Genomic DNA, 16,748 nt, shown 5'->3' with positions numbered 1-16,748 from the left:
TGGAGTCGTAAAGATGAGCTACACCGAGACAATCGGCAGCCGCACTTATCGCTTTGCCGACCTGAAAACGTTGATGGCGAAAGCCAGTCCGCTGCGTTCGGGCGACCAGCTCGCGGGCGTCGCGGCGGCGAGCGAAGAAGAGCGTGTGGCGGCCAAGATGGCGCTCGCGCAGGTGCCGCTGCGCACGTTCCTCAACGAAGCGTTGATCCCTTACGAAAGCGACGAGGTCACGCGCCTCGTGATCGACGATCACTCGCCGCAGGCCTTCGCCGAGATCGCGCATCTGACGGTCGGCGATTTCCGCAACTGGCTGTTGAGCAGCACGACCGATGCCGACGCGCTCACGCGTATCACCGCCGGTCTCACGCCGGAGATGGTGGCGGCGGTCTCGAAGCTGATGCGCAATCAGGATCTGATCGCGGCGGCGCGCAAACGTCCGGTGATCACGCGGTTTCGCAATACAGTCGGCTTACCGGGCCACATGTCGGTGCGTCTGCAACCGAATCATCCGACCGACGACGTCAAAGGCATCGCCGCGTCGATGCTCGACGGCCTGATGTACGGCTGCGGCGACGCGATGATCGGCATCAACCCCGCCAGCGACAATCTTGCCGCAATCACCAAGCTGCTGCTGATGATCGACGACTTCCGCCAACGCTATCAGGTGCCGACCCAATCGTGCGTGCTGACCCACGTCACGAACACGATCGCCGCGATCGAGAAAGGCGCACCGGTCGATCTGGTGTTTCAGTCGATTGCGGGTACGGAAAAAGCGAACGCGGGCTTCGGCATTTCACTTGCGCTGTTGCAGGAAGCGTATGAAGCGGGGCTGTCGCTGAAACGCGGCACCGTTGGCAATAACCTGATGTATTTCGAAACCGGGCAGGGCAGCGCGTTGTCGGCCGATGCACATCACGGTGTCGATCAACAAACATGCGAAGTGCGCGCCTACGCGGTGGCGCGCAAGTTCAATCCGTTTCTGGTCAACACGGTGGTCGGCTTCATCGGACCGGAGTATCTGTACGACGGCAAGCAGATCACGCGCGCCGGTCTTGAAGACCACTTCTGCGGCAAACTGCTCGGCGTGCCGATGGGTTGCGACATCTGCTACACGAATCACGCGGAAGCCGATCAGGACGACATGGATAACCTGCTCACGCTACTTGGCGTGGCGGGCATCAACTTCATCATGGGCATTCCGGGTGCGGACGATGTGATGCTCAACTATCAAAGCACTTCATTCCACGATGCACTGTATGTGCGTGACGTGCTCGGCCTGCGCCGTGCACCGGAATTCGAAGAATGGCTGGAGTCGATGCAGATCACCGACGCGCGCGGCGCATTGCTGAGTGCATCGACACAGCAACCGCTGCTGGAAGGCGCACGCGACTGGATGGGGATCGCATGAGCGACTTCCTCGAAAAAAATCCATGGAACGCGCTGCGGCAGTTCACCAATGCGCGCATCGCGTTGGGCCGCGCGGGGAACAGTTTGCCGACGGCACCGTTGCTCGCGTTCAACCTGTCGCATGCGCAAGCGCGCGACGCGGTGCATCATCCGCTCGATACTGACGTGCTGCACGAACAGTTGCGCGCGCAGAACTTCAGCACGCTGGATGTGCATAGTGCCGCGCCGGATCGCGAGCATTATTTGCGGCGTCCTGATCTCGGCAGGCGTTTAAGCGATGAGAGCCGCGCAGCGCTTGGGCAACTGAAGGTCGATTCACCGGAAGTGGTCTTCGTAATCGCCGACGGTCTCTCTGCATTCGCGGCGTCGAAGCAAGCGATTCCGCTTTTGCACGCCGTTATTCCGCGGTTGGCCGATTGGAAAATTGGCCCTGTAGTGGTCGCACGTCAGGCCCGCGTCGCACTCGGTGACGAGATCGGCGAGTTGCTGAACGCAAAGCTGGTGGTAATGCTGATCGGCGAACGGCCAGGTTTAAGTTCACCTGATAGCCTCGGCATCTATCTGACTTACGCGCCGAAAGTCGGCTGCAGCGATGCGCAACGCAATTGCATTTCGAACGTGCGTCCTGAAGGCTTGGACTATCCGTTGGCCGCGCACAAATTGCACTATCTGCTGACGCATGCGAGGCGCCTCGGTCTCTCGGGTGTTGGCTTGAAAGACGATAGCGATGCGCTACTGGCGAGTACACCCCCAACACCTGCAGTCAGCGACGATTCAAACGACGGCGCGATGTAGAAAACTAAGCATCCGCCCGTTCCACCGGGTGCGTTTCCAACCACGCGTTCTCGTCGTCCTCGAAGAGCCGCGAGCGCGTTAGGAAACGCAATCCGCTGGGCCGTTCCAAAGAAAACATCCCGCCATTTCCCGGCACCACATCGATGATCAACTGCGTGTGCTCCCAGTATTCGAACTGCGATTCGCTCATGTAAAACGGCACGCCGGCAATCGTGCCGAGTTTCACATCGGACGAGCCGACCATGAACTCGGCCTGAGGAAACATCATCGGTGCGCTGCCATCACAGCATCCGCCGGATTGGTGAAACAGCACGGCCCCGTGTTCGGCGCAGAGCTTGTCGATCAAGTCGACAGCAGCAGGTGTCGCGATCACGCGGGCCACTTTCTTCTCATCAGCCATCACATGCCCTCGCTGAAAAAGAGCGAGCCGCGCAATGCGGCCCGCTCGAACAGGATCGTTGCGCTTAGAAGAAACCGAGCGGTTTCTCGCTATAGCTGACGAGCAAGTTCTTGGTCTGCTGATAGTGATCGAGCATCATCTTGTGATTCTCGCGGCCGATGCCCGATTGCTTGTAGCCACCGAATGCAGCATGTGCCGGATACGCGTGATAGCAGTTGGTCCACACGCGGCCGGCCTGGATTTGCCGGCCGAAGCGATAAGCGCGCGTGCCGTCGCGCGTCCAGACACCGGCGCCCAGGCCGTAGAGCGTGTCGTTGGCGATCTCGAGCGCTTCTTCTTCGTTCTTGAACGTCGTCACGGAAACAACCGGTCCGAAGATTTCTTCCTGGAAGATGCGCATCTTGTTGTGACCGCGGAATACCGTCGGCTTCACGTAATAGCCCTTGCTCAGTTCGCCGCCGAGCGCGTTGCGTTCACCGCCGATCAGACATTCGGCGCCTTCCTGCTTGCCGAGATCGACGTACGAGAGGATTTTCTCCAGCTGTTCCTGCGAGGCCTGAGCGCCGATCATCGTCTTCGTGTCGAGCGGATGGCCTTGCGTGATTGCAGCGACGCGCTTCAACGCGCGCTCCATGAAACGGTCGTAAATCTTTTCGTCGATCAGCACACGCGACGGACACGTGCACACTTCGCCCTGATTCAGCGCGAACATCGTGAAGCCTTCGAGCGCCTTGTCGAAATAGCTGTCGTCTTCGCTCATCACGTCGGCGAAGAAGATGTTCGGGCTTTTGCCGCCGAGTTCGAGCGTGACCGGAATGATGTTCTGGCTCGCGTACTGCATGATGAGGCGGCCCGTTGTTGTCTCGCCGGTGAAAGCGATCTTGGCGATGCGCTTACTCGACGCGAGCGGTTTGCCGGCTTCGAGACCGAAACCGTTGACGATGTTCAGCACGCCCGCGGGCAACAGGTCGTGGATCAGTTCGGCCAGCACGAGAATCGACGCGGGCGTCTGTTCGGCCGGCTTCAGCACGACGCAATTGCCGGCAGCCAATGCAGGCGCGAGCTTCCACACCGCCATGAGAATCGGGAAATTCCACGGAATGATCTGGCCGACCACGCCGAGCGGTTCGTGAAAGTGATACGCGACGGTGTCGTCATCGATCTGGGAAAGCGAGCCTTCCTGCGCACGCACGGCGCCGGCGAAATAGCGGAAGTGATCAATCGCGAGCGGAATGTCGGCGGCCATGGTTTCGCGCAGCGGCTTGCCGTTGTCGATCGTTTCGGCCACGGCGAGCCGCTGCAGATTCGCTTCCATCCGGTCGGCGATGCGGTTGAGGATGTTCGCGCGATCGGTGGTCGAGGTCCTGCCCCATGCCGCCTTCGCACGATGAGCGGCGTCGAGCGCGAGTTCGATATCGGATTCGCGCGAGCGCGGAATCGACGTGAATGTCTCACCGGTGATCGGTGAGACATTATCGAAGTACTCGCCACCCACGGGCTTGACCCATTCGCCGCCGATAAAATTCGCATACTGTTTTTTGTATGGGAATTCGGTGGTCAGAAACTGCATCTCTGCGTGATTCATCTGTGTGCTCCTCACATGTTTGAATGGGCTATATTCGGCGCGATATTTCGCTTGGCCGCGTGAAGCTAGAGCCAGAAGTGTGCCAATGCACCGCGCTGGTGAGTCACGCACGCGCAGCAGGCACTCCTGCAAAGCATGGTGTGTGGGAGTGTTCAGTCTGCGAAGGGGTGAGCGTGTCGTTTATGATCAATGTGGGCAGCGTTGTTCACGAATTGAACAGGGCGTGAGCGCTTGCCGTCGCCATCCGGGCAACGTAAGCACCGAATCCGTTCGGCATGGGAATTGCCTTCTTTTCTCCTCGGTACTCCGTTTTCGCAGGTCCGGTATGACGATTGATTTCCTCAGCGACACCCAGACAGCACCCACGCATGCGCAACAGCCGAGCTTTTGCGTGCACACGTGCGTCGCCCACGATGCCGACGAGCAGGCGCGCAATCTCCACGGCTGGAACCAGACCTACGACCAGCTCACCGCTGGCTGCTTTGTCGGCCGCCTGACGGAGTTGTGTCTCGACCACATGCAGGTGTTCGTCGAAACGACCAGCCACACGCTTCGGCAGACCTGCGAGGTGCAGAAGGACGCCTACTGGTTCGGTATTCCAACGTGTCCCGAGGGGTCCGGACGTATCGATGCGCAGGTGATCGCCGGGAATGCGCTCGCGTTCCGTCCCGGCGGGATCGAATTCGAACTGCTGACCTCGGCGGGCTACGAGATTTTCGGTGTGGTGGTGAAGGGTGAAGTGCTGCGCCGGTACGCGGCCGACGTGGAGCGCGTCGGTCTCACCGACCCTTTGCCGAACACGGAAGTTGTGCAGATCGGCATGGATCGCAAGGCGCGGCTGTGCGCATCGCTGCGGCGGCTTCTTGAGGATGGTGCGGCGAACGGCGCGCCGCTGTCTTCGGTCGCACGCAACAATTTGCAGGCGTCGGTGCTGGCGTCGCTATTCGATGCGGGTGCGCTGCCTGCCACGGAGCAGGTTGCGATGCCTGCGCGTCCGCGTCGTCAGTCGATCGTGGCGGAAGCGCGCGAGTATGTGCTGGCCAATCGCGACCGCGCGGTCAACGTGCCGGAGTTGTGCGAGCGGCTGCATGTGAGCAGGCGCACACTGCAATACGGCTTTCAGGACGTGCTCGGCATGGCGCCCGCCACGTATCTGCGCACGATCCGGCTGAATGGCGCGCGGCGCGATCTGTGCAATGCCTCGCACGAATCACGCTCGGTGCAGGACGTGGCGGCGGCGTGGGGCTTCTGGCATCTGAGCCAGTTTGCCACCGATTACCGGAAGCTTTTCGGTGTGCGGCCGTCGGATACTTTGAAGGCCGCGATTGGCGCTCATCGGCTATCGGGTAATCGTTCGTTCGCTCACTAGGATCCCGCGGCCCGCGGTGCGTTGCTGGCAAAACGCCCAGACTTATTTGCGCAGCAACCGCAAACCATTCGCCACCACCAGCAGGCTCGCGCCCACATCGGCGAACACGGCCATCCACATCGTGCCCAGGCCGATCACCGTCAGCACGAGGAAGACGCTCTTGATGCCGAGCGCCAGCGTGATGTTCTGCACCAGCACCGAATGCGTCGCCTTCGACAAACGGATGAACAGCGGAATCTTGCGCAGATCGTCGTCCATCAAGGCGACGTCGGCGGTTTCGATCGCCGTGTCGGTGCCCATCGCGCCCATCGCAAAGCCGATGTCGGCGCGCGCCAACGCGGGGGCGTCGTTGATGCCGTCGCCGACCATGCCCACCGTCGCGCCGTCCTTCGACCACTGCGCCACCGCGTTCAGCTTGTCTTCGGGCAATTGATCGCCGCGCGCCTGGTCAATGCCGACTTGCTGCGCGATCGCGGCAGCCGTATGCGGGTTGTCGCCGGTGAGCATGGCCGTACGCACGCCGAGGCGCTGCAACTCGGCGATGGCGGCGCGGCTCGTGTCCTTCACCGTATCGGCGACGGCGAACAGCGCGAGCACGCGCTCGGCATCCACCAGCATCACGACGGTTTTGCCTTGCCGTTCGAGCGCGTCCAGCCGCGCTTCGAGCGACGCTGAACAACGGCCTAGCTCTTCGACCAGCCGATGATTGCCGAGCCAATACGGCACGCCGTCGATGTCGCCGCGCACGCCGCGTCCCGCCAGTGCTTCGAATGCCTCGACCGTGACGGCGGCAATGTTGTCGTGTTTGGCCACCGCCGCAATCGCCATCGACACCGGATGATCCGAGCGCCCCGCGAGACTCGCCGCGAGTGTCCGGCAACGGACGACATCGACATCGGCCCGCATCTCGAACTCGGTTTGCACCGGTTTGCCGTGCGTGATCGTGCCGGTTTTGTCGAGCGCGAGCCAACTCAGCTTGCGGCCCTGTTCGAGATAGGCGCCGCCTTTGATCAGAATGCCCTTGCGGGCGGCCGCGGCGAGGCCGCTGACGATCGTCACGGGCGTCGAGATCACCAGCGCGCAGGGGCAGGCGATCACCAGCATCACCAGCGCCTTGTAGATCCACGCGTGCCACAGGCCGCCGAACAGCAGCGGCGGCAGCACCGCCACGACCAGCGCGACCGCGAACACGATCGGCGTATAGACCCGCGCGAACTGATCGACGAAACGCTGCGTCGGCGCTTTGGTGCCTTGCGCTTCTTCGACCGCGTGAATGATGCGCGCGAGCGTCGTATTGCTGGCCGCGGCCGTGACGCGATAGTCGAACGAACCGGCCTGGTTGATCGTGCCGGCGAACACCGCGTCGCCCATGGCCTTGTCGACCGGCAGGCTTTCGCCGGTAATCGGCGCCTGATCGACGCTCGAACGGCCCGCGACGATTTCGCCGTCGAGCGCAATCCGTTCGCCCGGCTTCACGCGAACCACCGCGCCGAGCGCGATCGCTTTGAGGTCCATGAGCTGCCAGCTGCCGTTAGCTTGCTGCACGCTTGCCTGTTCGGGGGTGAGTTGCATTAACCCCTGGATGGCGTTGCGGGCGCGGTCGAGCGATTTCGCTTCGATCAGTTCGGCGATCGTGAAGAGCACCATCACCATCGCGGCTTCCGGCCACTGCTGCAAGACCAGCGCGCCGGTCACCGCAATGCTCATCAGCGCGTTGATGTTCAGGTTGGCGTTGCGAATCGCGAGCCAGCCCTTCTTGTAGGTTGTCAGGCCGCAGGAGGCGATCGCGAGGATTGCGAGACCCGCAGCCAGCCAGGCGGGGGCGCCGAGCCAACCGGCGGCCTCTGAGCCCGCCGCAGCGAGGCCTGCGAGCGCCAGCGGCCACCACGGCTTGGGCGGCGCGTGAGGGGCGGCGGCTGTCGCGTCCGGGTTCGCGTCCGCTAGTTCAGGCGTGAAGTCGAGCGAACGGAGCGCGGCGAGGATCGACGCGAGGGCGTCCGGTGCATGCACGACGGTCAACACGCGCTGCATCAGGTTGAAGTCCATGCTGCGCACGTACGGCATGCGGCTGAATTTCTTGCGGATCAGCGCCTCTTCGGTCGGGCAGTCCATCTGCATGATGCGGATCGCGGTGCGCACATCGGTGCCCACGCTTTCCGATTGCGGGAGCTTGACCGGCGCGGCCGCAGCGTGCGCCGTGCCGCAACAGCCAGCGTCGGCGTGGCTATGGCCGTGGTCATGGTTGTGCGCTTCGTGCCCATGGCCGCCGTTTTCGCCGGCTTTCTGGGCCTGATCCGGGTCATGGTCATGCCCTTTGTCGCCGTGATCGCAGGTTTCGCCGTCGTGGAGAACATGTTCATGATCGTGGTCGTGAACATGCCCTTCATGCCGGTGGGCACAGGCTTTGGCCTGTTCTTGGCGGTCGGCTTCGGCGGGGTTCGCGTGCGGCATGGGTGGCTTCCTGGTTCGATTTGTGGTCTAGTAAACACCTTGAAGCCACTACAAGGTCAAGGCCGCAATCCGGAGGGTCCATGAAAATTGGCGAACTGGCGAAAATCGCCCATTGCACGACCGAAACCATCCGTTTCTACGAAAAAGAGGGCCTGTTGCCCGAAGCGGAGCGCACCGAAGCCAATTACCGCAGCTATACGGTCAAGCACGTCGAACGGCTGCGCTTCATCCGCAATTGCCGTGCGCTCGATATGACCCACGACGAAATCCGTGCGTTGCTGCGTCTGACAGACGCACCGGCGGACGGCTGCGGCGGCATCAATGCCTTGATCGACGAGCACATCACGCACGTCGACACGCGCATCGACGAATTGAAGCAACTGAAAGTGCAACTGACCACGCTGCGTGAGCAATGTCACGGCGAACAGGCAGTAGAAGACTGCGGCATCGTCCAAGGTCTCACCGAAATGGACGTGAGCGCGACGCGTGCGCGGCATACGCATCTGGGTTGAAGCGCTTCGCCGAGCGTGAACGGCGACGAAGACCGCAGCAGTGACCCCATTCACGGCGCGGCCGCCCTGGCGGCCCGCCCAATAAGCAATCGAATCCAGTTGGAGAATCAACGTGTTTACCTGTAGAAACCAGCCCTGCGGCGAGCAGTGGGAACAGTCGGACGTCGTCATCAAGAATGAAGGGCAAGGGCTCCTGTTCCGCTGCCCGATGTGCGGCGCGCGCAATTACGTCGAGCGTTTCGACGGGGAAGATGGCTCGGTGCTGTACGAGCAGATCGAAGGTCGACCCGCCACCGGCCCCATGGCCGAATAACCCCTAGCCTTCAGCCTCTTCAGTCGATAGCGAGCCATCATCTCTATGAACAGTCCCACCTCAGCCGGCGCGCCGTTTAGCCAGCTACCGCTGCCGCCCGCGACGCTCGCCAATCTGACGCAGCTCGGCTACGTCGAAATGACGCCGATCCAGGCCGCGAGCCTGCCGATCGCGTTGGCCGGCCACGATCTGATCGCCCAGGCGAAAACCGGCAGCGGCAAGACCGCGGCGTTTTCGCTGGCGCTGCTCTCGCGTCTCGACGTGCGCAACTTCGCCGTGCAGGCGATGGTGCTGTGCCCGACGCGCGAACTTGCCGATCAGGTCACGCAGGAAATTCGCCGCCTCGCGCGCGCCGAAGAAAACATCAAGGTGCTGACGCTGTGCGGCGGCACGCCGATGCGTCCGCAAACCGCCAGCCTCGAACACGGCGCGCACATTGTCGTCGGCACGCCGGGCCGCATCATGGATCACCTCGAGCGCGGCAGCCTGCCGTTGCAGTCGCTCAACACGCTGGTGCTCGACGAGGCCGACCGCATGCTCGACATGGGTTTCTTCGACGATATCGCCACGGTCGTGAAGCAATGCCCGAAAGAGCGGCAAACGCTGCTGTTCTCCGCGACGTACCCGGATGGCATCGTCAAACTCAGCCAGCAATTCCTGCGTAATCCGAAGGAAGTGAAACTTGCCGAGCGGCACGACAACACCAAGATCCGTCAGCGCTTCTACGAAGTCACCGAAGACCAGCGTCTGCATGCCGTCGGTTTGTTGTTGAACCACTATCGTCCGGTGAGCACGCTTGCGTTCTGCAACACCAAGCAGCAATGCCGCGATCTGCTCGACGTGCTGCGCGCGCAAGGTTTTCATGCACTCGCGCTGCACGGTGAACTCGATCAGCGTGAACGCGATCAGGTGCTGATCCAGTTCGCGAATCGCAGTTGCTCGGTGCTGGTCGCCACCGACGTTGCCTCGCGCGGTCTGGACATCGCGGAGCTCGAAGCGGTGATTAACGTCGACGTGACGCCGGACCCGGAAGTGCACGTGCACCGTATCGGCCGCACAGGTCGCGCCGATCAGGAAGGTTGGGCGCTGAGCCTCGCCAGCATGAACGAGATGGGCCGCGTGGGCAGTCTCGAACAGGCGCAAAAACGTGAAGTCGAATGGCACAAGCTGGCCGAACTGAAGGCCGAAAGCAACGAGCGGCTGCTGCCGCCGATGGAAACGTTGCAGATTCTCGGCGGCCGCAAGGAAAAGATCCGTCCGGGCGATGTGCTCGGCGCGCTGACCGGCGAAGCGGGTTTCACCGGTTCGCAGATCGGCAAGATCAACGTGACGGAAATGTCGACCTATGTGGCGGTGGAGCGCAGCATCGCGCGCGAAGCGCTGCGCAAGCTCAGCGCCGGCAAGGTGAAGGGCAAGAAGGTCAAGGTCCGTTTGATGGACGAGATCTGATCGTCCATTAGTTGGCTTTTAACGGCTGCGACCACGTGGTCGCAGCCGGGTTGGTCTGGCTCACCGCTGCGCATCACATTACGTCATACCTCGGCGGTGTTCCGCGTTCCTCGCGCGGCTGTATTTCTCCCGCCAAACCCCCGGTTTCATTGCCTTATCCTGCGCCAACGCGGCATTGCGCGAGCCATGACGTAAACGCATGCCGCGCATGACAAAGTTTCGATTGTGACCGTTCTTTGGCTGATGCCTAATCATCGAACCGGACGGGACCGCCGCGCAGTTGGCAGTCCGCGAATCCGCTGCCGGATGGAGAAAGGGAGAAAGTCTTATGCAGAGCGCCATGCAAGCCCGCTCGAAACTGCCTGACGTAGGCACGACGATTTTTACCGTGATCGGTCAACTGGCCGCGCAATACGACGCGCTGAACCTGTCGCAAGGTGCGCCGAACTTTGCGCCCGACGCCAAACTGATCGACGGAGTCGCCCAAGCCATGCGCGCCGGGCACAACCAGTACGCGCCGATGGCCGGCATCGCCGCCTTGCGCGAAGCACTCGCCGACAAGGTCGAGACGCTGTATGGCGTGCGTTATGACCCGTCGAGCGAAGTCACCGTGATCGCCAGCGCCAGCGAAGGCCTGTATTCGACGATCAGCGCATTGGTGCACCCGGGCGACGAAGTCATCTACTTCGAGCCGTCGTTCGATAGCTACGGCCCGATCGTTCGCCTGCAAGGCGCGACGCCGGTTGCGATCAAACTGTCGCTGAGCGACTTCCGCGTGGACTGGGACGAGGTCGCCGCCGCGATTACGCCGAAGACACGCATGATCATTATCAACACGCCGCACAACCCGACCGCGACCGTGTTCAGCGAGGCGGATATCGCGCGTCTGAAAGCCTTGACGCGCAACACCGATATCGTGATTCTCTCCGACGAAGTCTACGAACACGTGGTGTTCGACGGCGCCAAGCATCAGAGCATGGCCTGCAACGCCGAACTCGCTGAGCGCAGCGTGATCGTGTCGTCGTTCGGCAAGTCCTATCACGTGACCGGCTGGCGCGTCGGCTATTGCCTCGCGCCTGCCGGGCTGATGGACGAGATTCGCAAAGTCCATCAGTTCATGGTGTTTTCCGCCGATACACCGATGCAGTACGCGTTCGTCGATGCATTGGCCCATCGCGAGAGCTACCTCGGCCTGTCCGCGTTCTATCAGAAGAAGCGCGATCTGCTTGCGCATGCGCTGCGCGATTCGCGCTTCGAGTTGTTGCCGAGCGAAGGCAGCTTTTTCATGCTCGCGCGTTTTCGCGGTTTCTCCGAGGAAAACGATAGCGATTTCGTGCTGCGCCTGATTCGCGATGCGCGTGTCGCGACGATTCCGCTGTCGGCGTTTTATACCGACGGCACGGATTCCGGCTTGATTCGCCTGAGCTTCTCGAAAGACGACGCGACCTTGATCGAAGGTGCGCGGCGTTTGTGCGAAATCTGATTGATCGGTTGGCACGCGGTTGCTCGGGACAGCAGCATTTTTGACCGCAGTATGATCGTCGCGCCGTTGCGCATCAGCGCGGTTGCAAGCCGGCGTTACAACACTCTCCAAGGGAAAGGAATCTGTTATGAAATTGCTCAAGCCTCTATTGGCGCTGGCCTGCGCGTTCACGTCGATTGCGGCCTCGTCCGCCGCGATTGCCGCCGACACGTCGACGCTGCGTTTCGGACTCGAAGCGCAGTATCCGCCGTTCGAATCGAAAGGGCCGAACGGTGAATTGCAGGGTCTCGACATCGACGTCGGCAAGGCCGTCTGCGCCGCCGCGCATATGACGTGCAAATGGGTCGAAACCTCGTTCGACGGGTTGATCCCCGCGCTGCAGGGCCGCAAGTTCGACGCGATCAATTCGGCGATGAACGCGACCGAGCAACGCCGTCAGGCAATCGATTTCACCACCGTTGTGTATCGCGTGCCGTCGCAACTGATCGCGAAGCGCGACAGCGGTCTGCTGCCGACACCGGCATCTTTGAAGGGCAAACGTGTCGGCGTATTGCAGGCATCGATTCAGGAAACCTTCGCGAAGGCGCACTGGGAACCGGCTGGTGTCACCGTCGTGCCGTATCAGGATCAGAACCAGGTCTATACGGATCTCGTGGCGGGCCGCCTCGACGCGACGCTCGTTCTGGCGCCGGCGGGACAGACGGGTTTTCTGTCGAAGCCTGACGGCAAGGATTACGCTTTCGTCGGCCAGCCGGTGCGCGACGACAAGATTCTCGGCAGCGGCATTGCGTACGGCATTCGCAAGGGCGACACCGCGTTGCGTGACCAGTTGAACGCGGCAATCGCGAAGGTCCAGGCCGACGGGACGGTGAAGACGCTGGCGGCGAAGTATCTCGGCAATATCGACGTCACGTCGAAGTAACGGTTTGCTGATGTGGGAGCGGCCGCCGGCGCGCGCATGGGCGCCGAGATAGATCCGCTCCTGTCGCGCACACAAATGTCAGCCGCAGTGGCGTGTCAGTGAAGCGTTGCCGCAGCGCCGCAGCACTTCTTGAACTTTTTGCCGCTACCGCAAGGGCACGGGTCGTTGCGGCCGATCTTCGATTCGGTGCGTTGCATCGACGTCGCGAGCGTCCGTTCGTGGACGGCCTGACGGTAGGGCAGCCAGTAACGGTAGATCGCTGCAACGCTGGTGGGAATCTCTTGAGTGAGGGCTTCACACTGTAGCGGAGTGTCGACCAACTCCTCCTCTTCCGGCGTCAGATCCAGTGCGCCCATCAGGCGTATCGGACGCAACCATTCCTCGCCTCGCTCGCTATCGAACAGCGCTTGCCAATCCGCCCGAACGAGCGTGAGACCTTGCATGAAGCCCAATGCCCACGCTTCACCGTCGATGTATTCGCGGTCACTGTCGTCAATGCGGCTGAAGCCGAAAACCGGTTCGAACCCATCCGGATCGTTCTCCAGACTGGCAATGATGCCGTTCATATGCCGCAAGATCAGCCCGAGAATGTGCTGCGCCTGATCTATTGTTTCGAATGCGGGAGCGTCCTCCTCGCTGGAGCCCCAGACGCCCGGCAGCCAGTAACTGGGCGGGACCGCATTCGGTCCGATGACCATTGCGGTCAGATAACCGTCCAGGCTCTCGACCGTTAGCGTCTCGTCCGACGTCAGGCCGGAAATCAGAAACTCGTCGAGTTCGTCGAACTCTTTTTCGGAGAGGGGGGTAGCCAGATCGCCCGGGCTGAATTTTGACTTGGACATGGTGGCTCCGGAACTTCGAATCGCGGGTCCCGCGATGGTATGTCGGGAGGAGGCTGAGTCGGTTGGCTCCCGTGCAGAGAGTGCCACAAAGCAAAAAGCCCAGTCGCAAGGACCGGGCTTTTTGTTGAATCTTTGGTGGGGCGTGAGTGACTCGAACACTCGACCTACGGATTAAGAGTCCGCTGCTCTACCAACTGAGCTAACGCCCCCAACAGAAGCGAAATTATGCCGAAACTTTCCGAGATTGCCAACCCCCTTTAGCAGATTCCCTAAAAAAATCTGGATGGGGCTGCCCGGCGCCTGTGCTGCCAAACGGACACCCGCCGGACACGCGCGCCGCTCACCGTCCCGGTATCATGTCGCGGACACATTGCCGCACGAAGCGTCGTGCGGCTTTCGACCGGGGACCGCCATGGATGAAAAAGAAATTATCGAACTGCTCGACCGCATCCTGGCGCCGTGGGTCCGCGCGCTCACGTTGACCCCAGTCAAGGTCGACGAAGAAAGCGCAACACTGCGCCTGCCGTTTTCCGGCGGCTTGCGCCATTCGGGTGGCGTGATCTGCGGTCAGGTCTTCATGGCGGCCGCCGACACCGCAATGATCGTCGCCATTTCCGCCGCGCTCGGCGGCTTCAAGCCGATGAGCACGGTCTCGCTCAACATCAATTTCATGCGCGCGGTCCGCAAGGGCGATGTGCTGATCACCGCGCGCGTGTTGCGCATGGGCCGCAATCTCGTGTTCGGCGAAGTTGAACTGTTCGACGAAGCCGGCAAAATGGCCGTCCACGCCACCACCACCTATGCGTTGCTCGACTGAAACCTGAAGCGTAAGACTGGCCCGCAAGCCGCATTAGAGGAAAAAGCCAAGATGTTCGATCAGGTCGTATTCGCCGGCGGCGGCAATCGCTGTTGGTGGCAGGCGGGATTCTGGGATGTCGTGCAGCCGGAGTTGAATATCCGCCCGCGCGTCATTGCCGGCATTTCGGCCGGCGCTGCCACCGCGTGCATGCTCTACACGCGCGATTCCGACTGGGTCATGCGCTATTACGAAGACGCGCTGCGCCACAACACCCGCAACGCGTACTGGGGCAATCTGCTGCGCGGCGAATCGGTGTTTCCGCATTACCGCATTTACCGGCAGGCGCTGCTCGACATTTACGGCGATAAGTTCTCGACGCTCGCGAACGCGCCGGAGATCCGCATCGGCGTATCGCATCTGCCGCGTTGGCTCGGCGCGCGCAGCGCGGTCGCCGCGGGCCTGATCGCATACAACATCGAAAAATACGTGCGCAAGACGCTGCATCCGACACTCGGTCAGACGCTCGGCTTTCATCCGGAATTCGTGCGCGCGCAGGATTGCGCGACGGTCGAGGACCTTGCGGATCTGATTCTGCAATCGTCGAGTACGCCGCCGTTCACGCCGGTTTTGCGACGCAATGGCCGGCCGGTGCTGGATGGCGGGATGGTCGACAACGTGCCGGTCGGCGCGCTCGACGCCGACGTGCCGGGTAACGTGCTGGTGATGGTCACGCGTCTTTATCCGCGTCCGCAGATGTTCGTCGTGCCGCATGGCGTGCAGCAACGGCTCTATGTACAGCCGTCGCGCAAGGTGCCGATCTCGAGTTGGGACTACACGAGTCCGTCGCAGATGGTGCACGCGTATAACCTTGGCCGCGCCGACGGGGAGACCCTCCTCGAACGCATACCGGATTTGCTGGAAGCCGGCGCGCACGAAGCGCGCTGAGGTGTGCAATGGCGGCGCGGTTTCTAAAAGCGCCGCCTGGCTCGCAGGCTGCGCGCCAACGGGATTGCCGCGCAGATTACAGCCCAAAAGCTACCGTGAGGGATTAACGCGGGTGCCTAACGCAAAGACTAGTGGCGCCGTAGCTTAACGTCGGCGGCCGCCCTGCAACGCTTCCGGGTTCGCCACGCTGGCCGTATCGCCGGCGTCGAAAGCCAGAATGTTCTGGAACGCCGCGGTGAAATACAACTCGTAGCTCTCGCGCTCCACATAGCCGATGTGCGGCGTGCAGATCACATTCTCCATGCGCAGCAGGCTGTAGCCTTGCAGAATTGGCTCGCTTTCGTAGACATCGATTGCGACCATCCCCGGACGGTTGTGCGACAGCGCATTCACCAACGCGTTTTCGTCGAGCAGTTCAGCCCGGCTCGTGTTCACGAGCAGCGCGGTCGGTTTCATCCGCATCAGGTCTTCCTGCTTGACGATGCCGCGCGTGTCGTCGTGCAGACGCAGATGCAGCGACAGCACGTCGCTTTGCTCGAAGAAGGCCTCACGGCTTTCGGCGACGCCATATCCGTCCGCGCGCGCCGCTTCGCGCGAATGCTCGCGGCCCCAGATCACGACGTTCATGCCGAACGCCTTGCCATATCCGGCAAGCAAACGGCCGATCTTGCCGTAGCCCCAAATCCCCAGCGTCTGACCGCGCAACACCTGGCCCAAACCGAAGTTCAGCGGCAGCGCCGAGGTCTTCAGGCCGGACTGCTGCCAGGCTCCTTGCTTAAGGTTTGCTACGTATTGCGGAATTCGCCGCTGCGCCGCCATGATGAGAGCCCAAGTCAGCTCGGCCGGCGCAGTCGGTGAGCCGCTGCCCTCCAGCACGGCGATGCCGCGCTCCGTGCAGGCTGCCAGATCGATATGGCTGGATACTTTGCCGGTTTGGCTGATCATGCGCAAATGCGGCAACTTGTCGAGCAGTTGCGAGCTGATGCGAGTGCGTTCGCGGATCAGAACCAAGGCGTCGACTTCGGAAAGACGACTCGCCAACTGGCCAAGACCGCGAACCGTGTTGTTGAAAACCTTGACCTCATGGTCGGCAAGCAGTTGAAAGCAGTCGAGCTTGCGGACGGCGTCCTGGTAATCGTCGAGGATGGCAATCTTCATGGTATGTGTCTTGCGGCGCACCATGGCGGTGCGCAACGGAGTGTTATGCTGACTGTCCCATCATGTGACCTAGGTCACATGCCGGTCTGGCTGGATGCCTTACCGTAGAAGCTGCCGCGAAGAACGGCAGCGCCACGGCAAGGCCGATTGACATCGTTTTTAACAGTTTGTTGCGTGTTGAGGCAAGCCGCTTTACAGACGGTTGCAGAAGGCCGTTTGGCGGACACCTCCACGCAACAGACCGTGTAGCCCATGATGACCTGCACATTGACGCGTCGGCTCGCAGGAACGCCGACGTGAAGAAATGAACGCCTCTCG

The 16,748-nt window shown here is 61.7% G+C and carries 15 protein-coding genes and 1 tRNA gene; 10 read left to right on the top strand and 6 right to left on the bottom strand.

All coding sequences use genetic code 11. The features are described 5' to 3' along the window. The first annotated feature begins 13 nt into the window (after positions 1-13). Positions 14-1,408 carry an ethanolamine ammonia-lyase subunit EutB gene (locus ACAX43_RS30605; RefSeq protein ID WP_370712083.1) on the top strand — a complete coding sequence of 465 codons (1,395 nt, stop codon included), beginning with the start codon at positions 14-16 and terminating at the stop codon, positions 1,406-1,408. Continuing rightward, positions 1,405-2,202, top strand: a complete 798-nt coding sequence (gene eutC, locus ACAX43_RS30600; RefSeq protein ID WP_370712082.1) for an ethanolamine ammonia-lyase subunit EutC — start codon at positions 1,405-1,407, stop codon at positions 2,200-2,202. The genes ACAX43_RS30605 and eutC overlap by 4 nt, the downstream gene beginning before the upstream one ends. Positions 2,203-2,206: 4 nt before the next feature. Here eutC and ACAX43_RS30595 read toward each other — a convergent pair whose 3' ends face one another. Both ACAX43_RS30595 and adh read right to left on the bottom strand, forming a co-directional pair. Further along, the gene (locus ACAX43_RS30595; protein WP_370712081.1) at positions 2,207-2,602 is read right to left on the bottom strand and encodes a DUF779 domain-containing protein; all 396 of its coding nucleotides are present in this window, start codon (positions 2,600-2,602) and stop codon (positions 2,207-2,209) included. Between the two features lie 64 nt (positions 2,603-2,666). Then, positions 2,667-4,187 carry an aldehyde dehydrogenase gene (adh, locus tag ACAX43_RS30590; protein WP_370712080.1) on the bottom strand — a complete coding sequence of 507 codons (1,521 nt, stop codon included), beginning with the start codon at positions 4,185-4,187 and terminating at the stop codon, positions 2,667-2,669. A gap of 325 nt (positions 4,188-4,512) precedes the next feature. Here adh and ACAX43_RS30585 point away from each other — a divergent pair, with 325 nt between their 5' ends. Beyond that, on the top strand, positions 4,513-5,556 hold the full coding sequence (locus tag ACAX43_RS30585; RefSeq protein WP_370712079.1) for a helix-turn-helix domain-containing protein: 1,044 nt from the start codon (positions 4,513-4,515) through the stop codon (positions 5,554-5,556). Positions 5,557-5,598: 42 nt separating this feature from the next. On the opposite strand, the gene ACAX43_RS30580 is transcribed toward ACAX43_RS30585, so the two are convergent. Continuing rightward, positions 5,599-8,007, bottom strand: coding sequence for a heavy metal translocating P-type ATPase (locus ACAX43_RS30580; protein WP_370712078.1), 2,409 nt, complete (start codon positions 8,005-8,007; stop codon positions 5,599-5,601). Positions 8,008-8,087: 80 nt separating this feature from the next. On the opposite strand from ACAX43_RS30580, the gene cadR reads away from it, so the two are divergent. The 5 genes from cadR (at position 8,088) to ACAX43_RS30555 (ending at position 12,686) form a co-directional block, all read left to right on the top strand. Beyond that, the gene (gene cadR, locus ACAX43_RS30575) at positions 8,088-8,519 is read left to right on the top strand and encodes a Cd(II)/Pb(II)-responsive transcriptional regulator (RefSeq protein ID WP_370712077.1); all 432 of its coding nucleotides are present in this window, start codon (positions 8,088-8,090) and stop codon (positions 8,517-8,519) included. Positions 8,520-8,631: 112 nt separating this feature from the next. After that, the gene (locus tag ACAX43_RS30570) at positions 8,632-8,832 is read left to right on the top strand and encodes a hypothetical protein (protein ID WP_370712076.1); all 201 of its coding nucleotides are present in this window, start codon (positions 8,632-8,634) and stop codon (positions 8,830-8,832) included. Positions 8,833-8,877: 45 nt separating this feature from the next. Continuing rightward, complete coding sequence (gene dbpA, locus ACAX43_RS30565; RefSeq protein WP_370712075.1) at positions 8,878-10,281, top strand: ATP-dependent RNA helicase DbpA; 1,404 nt, start codon at positions 8,878-8,880, stop codon at positions 10,279-10,281. A 328-nt stretch (positions 10,282-10,609) separates the two neighbouring features. Next, positions 10,610-11,764, top strand: coding sequence for a pyridoxal phosphate-dependent aminotransferase (locus tag ACAX43_RS30560; protein WP_370712074.1), 1,155 nt, complete (start codon positions 10,610-10,612; stop codon positions 11,762-11,764). Positions 11,765-11,891: 127 nt separating this feature from the next. After that, complete coding sequence (locus tag ACAX43_RS30555) at positions 11,892-12,686, top strand: ABC transporter substrate-binding protein (protein ID WP_370712073.1); 795 nt, start codon at positions 11,892-11,894, stop codon at positions 12,684-12,686. 95 nt (positions 12,687-12,781) lie between these two features. Here the strand turns inward: ACAX43_RS30555 and ACAX43_RS30550 are convergent, their stop codons facing one another. Both ACAX43_RS30550 and ACAX43_RS30545 read right to left on the bottom strand, forming a co-directional pair. Further along, complete coding sequence (locus ACAX43_RS30550) at positions 12,782-13,528, bottom strand: UPF0149 family protein (RefSeq protein WP_370712072.1); 747 nt, start codon at positions 13,526-13,528, stop codon at positions 12,782-12,784. A gap of 133 nt (positions 13,529-13,661) precedes the next feature. Continuing rightward, a tRNA-Lys gene (locus ACAX43_RS30545) sits at positions 13,662-13,737 on the bottom strand. A 203-nt stretch (positions 13,738-13,940) separates the two neighbouring features. On the opposite strand from ACAX43_RS30545, the gene ACAX43_RS30540 reads away from it, so the two are divergent. Continuing rightward, on the top strand, positions 13,941-14,345 hold the full coding sequence (locus ACAX43_RS30540; protein WP_370712071.1) for a PaaI family thioesterase: 405 nt from the start codon (positions 13,941-13,943) through the stop codon (positions 14,343-14,345). A 51-nt stretch (positions 14,346-14,396) separates the two neighbouring features. Continuing rightward, a complete protein-coding gene (locus ACAX43_RS30535) occupies positions 14,397-15,272 on the top strand; it encodes a patatin-like phospholipase family protein (RefSeq protein ID WP_370712070.1) in 876 nt (291 codons plus the stop codon). A gap of 144 nt (positions 15,273-15,416) precedes the next feature. On the opposite strand, the gene ACAX43_RS30530 is transcribed toward ACAX43_RS30535, so the two are convergent. Continuing rightward, on the bottom strand, positions 15,417-16,430 hold the full coding sequence (locus tag ACAX43_RS30530) for a D-2-hydroxyacid dehydrogenase family protein (RefSeq protein ID WP_370712069.1): 1,014 nt from the start codon (positions 16,428-16,430) through the stop codon (positions 15,417-15,419). Positions 16,431-16,748: the final 318 nt, after the last annotated feature.

The organism is Paraburkholderia sp. IW21 (assembly GCF_041321145.1).
Lineage (GTDB): Bacteria > Pseudomonadota > Gammaproteobacteria > Burkholderiales > Burkholderiaceae > Paraburkholderia.
Note: the sequence above shows the minus strand (reverse complement) of the source record. Positions and strands in the feature narration are given on the sequence as shown.

Coding starts and splice junctions, on each gene's coding strand:
- cadR (WP_370712077.1), top strand. CDS start 8,088: ATGAAAATTGGCGAACTGGCGAAAATCGCCCATTGCACGACCGAAACC.
- ACAX43_RS30580 (WP_370712078.1), bottom strand. CDS start 8,007: ATGCCGCACGCGAACCCCGCCGAAGCCGACCGCCAAGAACAGGCCAAA.
- ACAX43_RS30595 (WP_370712081.1), bottom strand. CDS start 2,602: ATGGCTGATGAGAAGAAAGTGGCCCGCGTGATCGCGACACCTGCTGCT.
- dbpA (WP_370712075.1), top strand. CDS start 8,878: ATGAACAGTCCCACCTCAGCCGGCGCGCCGTTTAGCCAGCTACCGCTG.
- ACAX43_RS30535 (WP_370712070.1), top strand. CDS start 14,397: ATGTTCGATCAGGTCGTATTCGCCGGCGGCGGCAATCGCTGTTGGTGG.
- ACAX43_RS30530 (WP_370712069.1), bottom strand. CDS start 16,430: ATGAAGATTGCCATCCTCGACGATTACCAGGACGCCGTCCGCAAGCTC.
- ACAX43_RS30550 (WP_370712072.1), bottom strand. CDS start 13,528: ATGTCCAAGTCAAAATTCAGCCCGGGCGATCTGGCTACCCCCCTCTCC.
- ACAX43_RS30555 (WP_370712073.1), top strand. CDS start 11,892: ATGAAATTGCTCAAGCCTCTATTGGCGCTGGCCTGCGCGTTCACGTCG.
- adh (WP_370712080.1), bottom strand. CDS start 4,187: ATGAATCACGCAGAGATGCAGTTTCTGACCACCGAATTCCCATACAAA.
- ACAX43_RS30560 (WP_370712074.1), top strand. CDS start 10,610: ATGCAGAGCGCCATGCAAGCCCGCTCGAAACTGCCTGACGTAGGCACG.
- ACAX43_RS30585 (WP_370712079.1), top strand. CDS start 4,513: ATGACGATTGATTTCCTCAGCGACACCCAGACAGCACCCACGCATGCG.
- eutC (WP_370712082.1), top strand. CDS start 1,405: ATGAGCGACTTCCTCGAAAAAAATCCATGGAACGCGCTGCGGCAGTTC.
- ACAX43_RS30540 (WP_370712071.1), top strand. CDS start 13,941: ATGGATGAAAAAGAAATTATCGAACTGCTCGACCGCATCCTGGCGCCG.
- ACAX43_RS30605 (WP_370712083.1), top strand. CDS start 14: ATGAGCTACACCGAGACAATCGGCAGCCGCACTTATCGCTTTGCCGAC.